This window comes from Nocardia sp. NPDC051929, assembly GCF_044548645.1.
GTDB classification, from domain to species: domain Bacteria; phylum Actinomycetota; class Actinomycetes; order Mycobacteriales; family Mycobacteriaceae; genus Nocardia; species Nocardia sichangensis.
In genome coordinates this window covers 1-8,097 of the sequence record NZ_JBIUCG010000053.1, presented here as the reverse complement: position 1 = coordinate 8,097, position 8,097 = coordinate 1, and the positions used below count along the sequence as shown (strand labels likewise).

At 60.9% G+C, this 8,097-nt stretch carries 5 protein-coding genes and 2 pseudogenes; 3 read left to right on the top strand and 4 right to left on the bottom strand.

Going from position 1 to position 8,097, the window contains the following annotated elements; genetic code table 11:
* The 3 genes from ACIHAX_RS37485 to ACIHAX_RS37475 all read right to left on the bottom strand — a co-directional run.
* The coding region (locus ACIHAX_RS37485; protein WP_364439989.1) for a hypothetical protein at positions 1–139 on the bottom strand (139 nt) is incomplete at its 3' end.
* 907 nt (positions 140–1,046) lie between these two features.
* Positions 1,047–1,295, bottom strand: a complete 249-nt coding sequence (locus ACIHAX_RS37480; RefSeq protein ID WP_364439985.1) for a hypothetical protein — start codon at positions 1,293–1,295, stop codon at positions 1,047–1,049.
* Positions 1,296–1,413: 118 nt separating this feature from the next.
* Entirely contained in the window at positions 1,414–1,803 is a 390-nt protein-coding gene (locus ACIHAX_RS37475) for an Lsr2 family protein (protein ID WP_364439987.1), read from the bottom strand.
* A gap of 1,117 nt (positions 1,804–2,920) precedes the next feature.
* Here ACIHAX_RS37475 and ACIHAX_RS37470 point away from each other — a divergent pair.
* Positions 2,921–3,171, top strand: a pseudogene (locus ACIHAX_RS37470) (transposase); the annotation flags it as partial.
* Between the two features lie 181 nt (positions 3,172–3,352).
* On the opposite strand, the pseudogene ACIHAX_RS37465 reads toward ACIHAX_RS37470, so the two are convergent.
* Positions 3,353–4,477, bottom strand: a pseudogene (locus ACIHAX_RS37465) (IS701 family transposase).
* Between the two features lie 294 nt (positions 4,478–4,771).
* Here ACIHAX_RS37465 and ACIHAX_RS37460 point away from each other — a divergent pair.
* Both ACIHAX_RS37460 and ACIHAX_RS37455 read left to right on the top strand, forming a co-directional pair.
* Positions 4,772–5,326, top strand: a complete 555-nt coding sequence (locus ACIHAX_RS37460) for a hypothetical protein (protein WP_397282406.1) — start codon at positions 4,772–4,774, stop codon at positions 5,324–5,326.
* A gap of 1,233 nt (positions 5,327–6,559) precedes the next feature.
* A partial coding sequence (locus ACIHAX_RS37455; protein WP_397282404.1) for a condensation domain-containing protein occupies positions 6,560–8,097 on the top strand: 1,538 nt, incomplete at its 3' end.

Sequence of the window (8,097 nt, the reverse complement as noted above, 5' to 3'; positions counted from 1 at the left end):
CGGGCGCGGCCTTCACGTAGCCCGCGTCCTCCAGCAAACCCGACAAGCGTTCGGAATCGTGCACGTTCATCTGGCAACCGAAGGTGCGGACCTCGAACGTCCGTACATCGGGGACAGACGCACTCTCAGAATCAGTCACTTGTCGCTCGCTATCGACTTCCTCGAGTATTCAACTCGACCACGCCTACCTATCTACTGACCGACCATCGATCGAGTGGAGAGAAGAAACCGCGAACTCCACCTGAAACGAGGCTCCGCCTAACTCCTTTTCGGGTAGATCCAGAAACTCGGTAACCTACTGCGGAAATTTCTCGCATCGCTTTCAGGGTGATCGAGAGAAACTTTCGCATCTCATAATCTCCATTATTGAAAAGGAGATTCGAAACGTGTCGATGATATTGATTCTGGGATCCGCCGCCGTTGCCGAGGAGGTCAGCTGATGGCGAGAATATTAACCCCGCATCCTCCATTGCGCAAGTCCTCCGCCCCGGTTCTCGGGCCGGTAGATCTGTCCGTACACTCAATCACCTCGAAAATGATAGGCGTACGTGCTCGAGGGGCCTACGTACGTTATAGAGGCTGCTTTTAGTGCTCAATTGACCCTTCATCAATATACTGGACGGTCGACAGAAACGGGGCGAGGAGCATCTGATGGATCCGGCGCTCAGTGCTGGCACGGCAGTTGTGCCGATGGTTTGCTCAGGTGGTTATGAATGTTGTTGCGGCGCAGTCTATTTGTTGGCAAGCGAGGATCGGTGGCCGGTTCAAGTGGTCGGAGCCGCAGTGCCGGGCCCGGCAGTATCTTGAAGCAGGTCAGCGACGGCGAGTGTCCAAAGGCACAGAAGTAGGATTACCTGCAGCCAAGGGAATTCTCGCCCGATCCGAAGGACGTGCAGTTTCGAACCAGACTTGCCATGATCGACCGGACTCGGCGCGGTCGATCACCTCCCCTTGGCTCGCATCGACGCCGCGTCGATCACCGCCTGCGACCAGTCGATCAAGCCTTCCATACCCCGCTCATGGAGCACGGCGCGATGTAGACGCCGCTACAGACCGGCCTCGGTCCAGATAGTGAACCAGCGATGCGCCGTCGGCGCGGTGCGATCGAAAAAGGTGGCAGCATCGGCCACGCACAAATCGCTGAGCATGTGCACACCACCGCGGTGAAAAGCGCCGGCTGGTCGACCGGCGCGGTACCGCCACCCCTGCGTGCGCGGAACGAAATCCGGCAGCAACGGCTCCACCGGCTCCCACAACTCGTCGGGCACCAACCGCTTCGGCAACTCATCTGACACGATCAAATGTCCTGTGACACAGTCCGTCTCGACCCGCCAGCAACGGATTGCATCGACATGATACAACTTCTCAGCGGGGTGCCAGCGTGCAGGATCGGTCTCGATCAGATTCAGGAGTCTATTTTTGTGTCTCTGTTGGGCCGATGATTCGGGGGATTTCCCGGAAAGGGGGTGACGTAGAGGTGCGTGCTGCTTCGTAGGCATTGATTATCTCTATCGAAACAGGCCCTCGGCGGGATACTGGATGGCCCTCTTGGCGAGCCCATGCGCGAATCTGCGAAACCCTCTTGTCGCTCAGTTCGTCGGAGCCCTTCCTCCTCCGAGCGCGTCGTTTTCCCCCGATCTTGTGAGCGAAAGGAATCCACTCGTGAAAGATCCCGCGCAACCGATCTGCATTAACCTCCGACAAGTCCATCTCGTATGTAATTCCATCAAAACCGAATGTAACCTTTTCCGTGGCTTTCGACTTCTTGTCGAAGTCATCGATAAGGAGCACTTTGAGTGCCATGGGACCCGGCCTTCCACGCTCGCAGGATTGCAAAATTTAGGAACGGGCGACAGTTGCAGCTTTTGCTCCACGCTCACCAACAGCGGGATCGCAGCGGCGGCACAGGAGGTCGGTCACCCTCTCGACCTATGGCGCTGCTATTCCGAACGCTCAACTATATGCGCCGTGCGCACCGACAATGAGGGGTCGCTCCCGACCGCAATCGCTGACACTGCACCTGAGAGCGTAAACCTACTTTCAAACGATCGGACGATGAGGATCGTAGCCGCTTATCTGCCATTGCGCAAGTCCGATATCGATTTTTCAGAAGTGGTTCGAGCGGGGCGCCGCCCATATCTCAGGGAAGTGAAATACCTACGTGTGTCTATAAAATCTACGTACGACTTAATTCTCCTCAATGACTACGGTCGAAGACACAGGCGTACTTCCGCTTCGCCCGCCGGTCGCGTGCAATAGGCGAGCAAGAGGATGGCTCATATGATTAGCGGCGCGAACATCCATCGGGCGGCTTGACGGTGATCACGGTGCGGACCCCAATCCGGCGAAGCGGTCGCCAGATGCAAGACAACGCGCCGCTGCACTACCGTGCCGGTCGGGTGTCAGGTTGCGGTCTTCGAACAGCAGCTTCACCCGCGATCCGAGTCGGGCCGCATGCCCGACAGCGCCCACACACAGGCATTGTGAGAAACCACCAGCACGGGGGAGTCGAATCAACTGCTCCGACTTTTATCTAGTGGCAGCGGTTGGTGGCGGTGGATTCCTCACCTTATACGTGGCGAGATCTTCCTCAACATTGCTCGACCGCAAACGAACCACATGGCCGACGACGAAACCTACCGGTGACGAGGCAAGGTCCAGGCCAACCTCGTCGAAGGACGCCACGACCTCGCACAGCGGATCTACCAGGGGAAGGAAGCGGGAGGCGTCGAACGACTCACCCCCCGTCTGCAACGAATCCACGGCGCGGGACACCAGTCGAGCAGTTGATCGTCGAGGATGTCGGTATCGGTGCCGACCGATCCGAGGCGCAGTGCGATGGCGGTGACTGGAGGCTCCCCGGTTCGGTTGACTCCTGATCCGTGATGACTTCGGTCCTCGCAGTGGAAGGATCGTCATCATGCCCAAGCCGTTCCCCAAGGTGTTTCGTCGCGATGTAGTCGCGGTTGCCCGCAAGGGTGCAGCGCCGTTGGCTCAGGTCGCCAAGGATTTCGGCATCCGCAGAGTTGCCTGAAGAACTGGCTGAAACGAGCGGACATCGGAGATGGGGCCCGGTCGGGCGCCACCTCGGACGAGTCCACCGAGCTGGGCGAGGCCCGCAGACGGATCCGGCAACTCGAACAGGAAGCCGAGGTCATGGGTCACGCGGTCGCCTAATACTGCAGCGACACTCAGGTGAGTGGGTAGCCTCGTCGCCGGTAGTGGGATAGACGGGCTTGGTGTTGTCGTCGGCGGCGCCATCGTGACCAGGCCCAGACGTGGTGGGGGTCGTGGTGGCGGGGCAGGACCAGGGCGACGAGCAGGCGAGGGATCTCCGGTAGCGTGAGAGCGATCATGTCTTCACCGTCCACGGCGAATCCCCGTTTGCGGCAATCGCTTTCGGCGACGATAGCCAGGCAAAGGGCGAGCATGGACAAGGTGATGTGGGCATACCAGGCCCGATAGCTGCGGACTTGGTAGTGGTCGAGACCAGCTTCGCCTTTGGCCTGCTGGAACGCTTCTTCGACACGCCACCGTGACCCGGCTGTGAAAGCGAGATCGACCAGCCGGGACCGGCCCGTAGCACAGGTAGTAGGCGATGTGGCTGGGGTCGCTGATCGAGCGCCGCGTCAGCAGCCAGTGCCCGCGAGTCCAGGCGCCGTCGATCTGGCGGCGCGCCCAGTCGCAGGTGCGGGGCCCGTGCGCGCCAGCGCCCACCGACAAACGTTGCCAGGTGGCCGCCGCGAACTCGGCGACGAGTTCGTCAACCCGGGCCATCCGGTCGGCGCGGGTGGCTACCCGCTGGTCACAGCGGGTAGCCAGCACATAGGCCACGTCGCGCGATTCGAGCCACTCACGCAGGTAGCCAGCTTGGCCGTAGGCTTCATCAGCGGTGAACCACGCGAACGGCACCCCGGCGTCCGGTGCCCGCTCCAGCATGGCGATCACTTGCCGTGGTTTCGTGGGAACCCGACCTCGTCGTCGATCCCAGCGGCCCGGCAGCGCTCGCGGTCGATGGTCCAGGATTCGGGCAGATAGAGTTCACGGTCGATCAGCGCGTGCCCGTGCGACGACGCATACGCCAGAAACACTCCGATCTGGCAGTTCTCCGTCCGGCCTGCCGTTCCCCGGTTATTGCCGCTGCACCCCCGGCCGACCGCACTCTCTTCTTCAGGAATCCGGTCTCATCAGCCGCCAGCACCGCATCGAGATCACCGAGCCGGTCCACGACATAGACGCGCACGTCGTCACGGACACCGTCGACATCCCAGTCCGCTCGCCGAAGCAACCGCTGCATCCCTTGCGGTCCCGACTCACCGGCATGCTCGGCCAGAGTCCACCCGTTCTTACGTTCCAACCCCGCTACCAGCCCCGATACATACTCCCGGGCCCGAGCCCGTGGCTCGGACCGGGCGAACCGGGCACCGACCCGGCTCATCAACGAATCCAGCTCGGCCACAGCATGATCCAACAACACACCACAGATCTACCAGCACCGACTCATCCAAGTGTCGTTGCCGTACTAAGGCCGGACCGTCGGTTCATGACGACCTCGTCCAGCGCGAGTTCACGCGACCGCGCCGGACCAGCGATGGCTCATCGATATCACTAAGCACCCAAGCGGTGCGAGGGCGAGCTGTATCTGTGCGCGATCAAGGACTGCTATTCCGACAGAATTGCCGGCTAGAGATCGACTCGCGTATGAAGGCCTCGCCGGCGGTCAACGCTTCGAGCAATGCCATCGCGATGCGGGCGCCGGGCCGGCGCAATCATGCAGGGGGGCTACCAATTCCGGTCACGAATGTTCCTTAGCCTGCTGTCGCGCAATGGTTTACGCGGTTCCATGGGAAGGGGTGAAGCATGTGGTGACAACGCTGCCAAAGACGCGCCGCCGAACGGCTGCGCCGGCTGCGCGGATCCGAAGGGGCCGTGGCAGCGGGTATCGGAGATGCAGGACAAGCTGCACCGTTGGGCGGTGGCCGACCCCGGTCGCCCGTTCGATGATGTGTTCAATCTCGTGCACGACCCGGCGACGCTGCGAGTGGCGTTCCACCGGCTCGCGGGCAACCGGGGCCGTAACTCGCCTGGCATCGATGGTGTCACCACCGACGATGTCGAGCACGGCTTCGGTGTCGATGGGTTCCTGGAGCATATGCGGTTGTCGTTGAAGGGCGGGTCGTTTCGGTCGGTCCCGGTGCGGCAGCGGCAGATTCCGAAACCGGGTGGATCGGGAAAGCTGCGGAAAGCTGGGCATTCCGACTATCGCGCATTGATCGACTCGATCGCGTTGGTCGTTCGAATCACCCGCCGAATCTCCAAGTCGTAATTGAGGAATGGAACGTTCGTACTCGACCTGGCCCCTTCCGTGCACATGCCCAATCCAACCGGAAGATTGCGGCCTATCGACATCTCGAGACCGGTCAGGTCGATGGTCCCGTCACCGAACTGACCTACCATGAACGCGGCGAGCCAGCCGACCTGACCGCCGCCGGTCACGCCATGGGCGCGCTCTGCTGCTGTGTCCGGCCGGACTGGCTTCATCACCGGAGTTATCGGATGTCTCACCGCAGGTATCGCACCGGTCCCGATGCCGTGGCGGCGGTCGCACGAATTCGTCTTTGACCTGCGGCATTGCGGCAGGCTATGACCGACGCCAAGGTGTCGGTAGTACTCACCAGCACGACGATCCTTGGTGCGTTGGCCGCCGCGGCCGCCCCTGGATTGGCCAAGCTGCGGTGGATTGTCGCTGACACCCTGCCAGCCGACGAAACTAATTCGATTGTGGCACTATGCAGCCCTGTTGACCTATCCGCACTCCACACTCGCATCGTCACGATGGAAGGGGCTACGTACGTGGCTCGACCGCTTTCCTGGATGCGCGTGAATGTGGCACTCACAGACACTATTGGCCGGAAGGTGATGGCAAAGCTGCATAACACTCGCCCGATAATATTGGCCGGAGGCGACGACATTTTATGGCTATGCATTGCAAGGTCTGCAGGGAAGAGCTGCCGCCGATAACGGATCGTTGTCGAAGTCTGCATATTGAGTACGACGAGTCATTGGGACCAGTGGACGCTCGAATGACTGCAGCGGATTGGTGGGCTGTTGCGAGTTGGCTGAATCCGAAGATGAATCTGCCCGTAGGACAAATAGGAGCAGAGTAGGAAGGGGCTGATTCGTATTCCCCTGAATTGCGGGTATGCAATTCCATGCCCCGAATGGCGTCAGGGGTGCTGTTCTGCGGCTGAATAAGTTGCCGTACAGGAGTTGTGCTAGCTGAACGCAGATTGCACTGACTCGATGTGCCGGGCACTACATCATCCGGGGTCGGCGAAGGCTCACAAGGTTGCGGCGGGGATTTAGCCGGTAAATGAGATATTGGCGATGGCATGACGAGAAGTGGCCGAGCTCCTGGGGTGACGCCTTGTGAGCTCAAATGTGTCGGTTCGACAGTCGAGCGCGGAACTCGAAACAGTGGTCCGTCGAATTAAGGGCATGGATGCCGGGAAAGCCGGGATGGTTCATCCGATGGTATGATATAGAATGAGGATTGAAGTTGGATCGGCTGGATTTCGGCGGAAACAGCGTAGCTGGTGGCGAACGGCTAGACGCTGATTCTGGGGTAGAACCCAGCCTGTCCGGCGCCTTCCCGTTGTCACCTGCTCAACTGGGTATTTGGTTCGCGCAGCATATGGATCCGCAAGTTCCGATCAGTATCGCGCAGTACGTGGACGTAGACGGCGATATTGATCGGCCAGTGCTGCGGGAAGCCAGCATCATTGCCTCGCGCGAGTTCGGCTCGGGCTTCCTGCAAATCATCGAACGTGACGGTGAACCGCTCCAGTACGTCGACTACTCGATTCCGGATTCCGACGATATCGGCTACGTCGATCTGCGGGCCGAGGATGACCCGTCGGCCGCGGCTGCCGCCTGGATGCGTGCCGAGTACAGCCGTCCGCTGGACATGGTTAACGACCGCCTGATAATGAGTGTGGTCCTGCAACTCGCGGACCGACACTGGTATTGGTATACGCGGGTGCATCACATTGTGCTTGACGGCTTCGGCGCGATGACCTGGCTGAAGCGGTTTGCGGAGATCTACACCGCGCTGCTGCAGGGCGCTGATGTTACCCCGTCCAGGGCTACCGACCTGCATACCATCTACGGGCAGGAGATCGCCTACCGGGAAAGCTCCCGCTTCGTCGCCGACAAGGAATACTGGGTCGAGCGGGTGGCGGGGCTCGAGGAAGGCGCCAGCCTGGCGAGGGGTTCCGCGCCGCGCGCGGCGATCAACGGTATCGTGAGCGCCGCGCTGTCGGAGGAGCAGAACACCCTGCTGGACGCGGCGGTCGCGCGGCACGATTCCTCGCCCGCCGGTCTGCTGCTGGCCGGTTTCGCCGCGTATCTGGCGCAGTGGAACGGCGTCGAGGACGTCATTCTCAGCCTGCCGGTGACCGCGCGCACCACCGCGGCGATGCGCCGCTCGGGCGGCGTGTCGTCGAACATCGTGCCGCTGCGGCTGCACGTGGGCCACGACACGACGGTGTCGGGGCTCCTCAAGCAGGTCCAAGTTGAGGTCGTCGGCGCGCTGCGTCACCAGCGGTACCGACACGAGGACATCCGCCGCGACACGGCGGTCGGCGCTGTTCGAACCGAACTATTCGGTCCGTCGGTGAACATCATGCTGATCCACGACCGTCTGATTCTCGGACAGGCTGTGGGTAAGGTAAGGATACTTTCCACCGGTAACGTTCCGGATCTCGCTGTCAACTTGTATCAGTCCGAAGGTGGCGTCCGGTATCGCATCGACTTCGAGACCAACCCCAACCTCTACACCAAGGATGAGGCGCGAATGCAGCATTCGCGCTTTCTAAATTATTTCAAGGCGTTTCTTGCTGCGCGCGCAGATTTGCCGATTTGGGATCTGAAGATTCTTTCTAGCGATGAATCCCGTCGGGTGCTAGTAGATTGGAACGACACCAAGCATCCGTTGCCGGCGGCGACCCTGGTCTCGCTGTTCGAGGCGCAGGTCGCGCGCACTCCGGACAGTCCCGCGGTGACGTTCGAGGGGACGAGTCTGTCCTACGCCGAGTT

Coding starts and splice junctions, on each gene's coding strand:
- ACIHAX_RS37475 (WP_364439987.1), bottom strand. CDS start 1,803: ATGGCACTCAAAGTGCTCCTTATCGATGACTTCGACAAGAAGTCGAAA.
- ACIHAX_RS37460 (WP_397282406.1), top strand. CDS start 4,772: ATGCAGGGGGGCTACCAATTCCGGTCACGAATGTTCCTTAGCCTGCTG.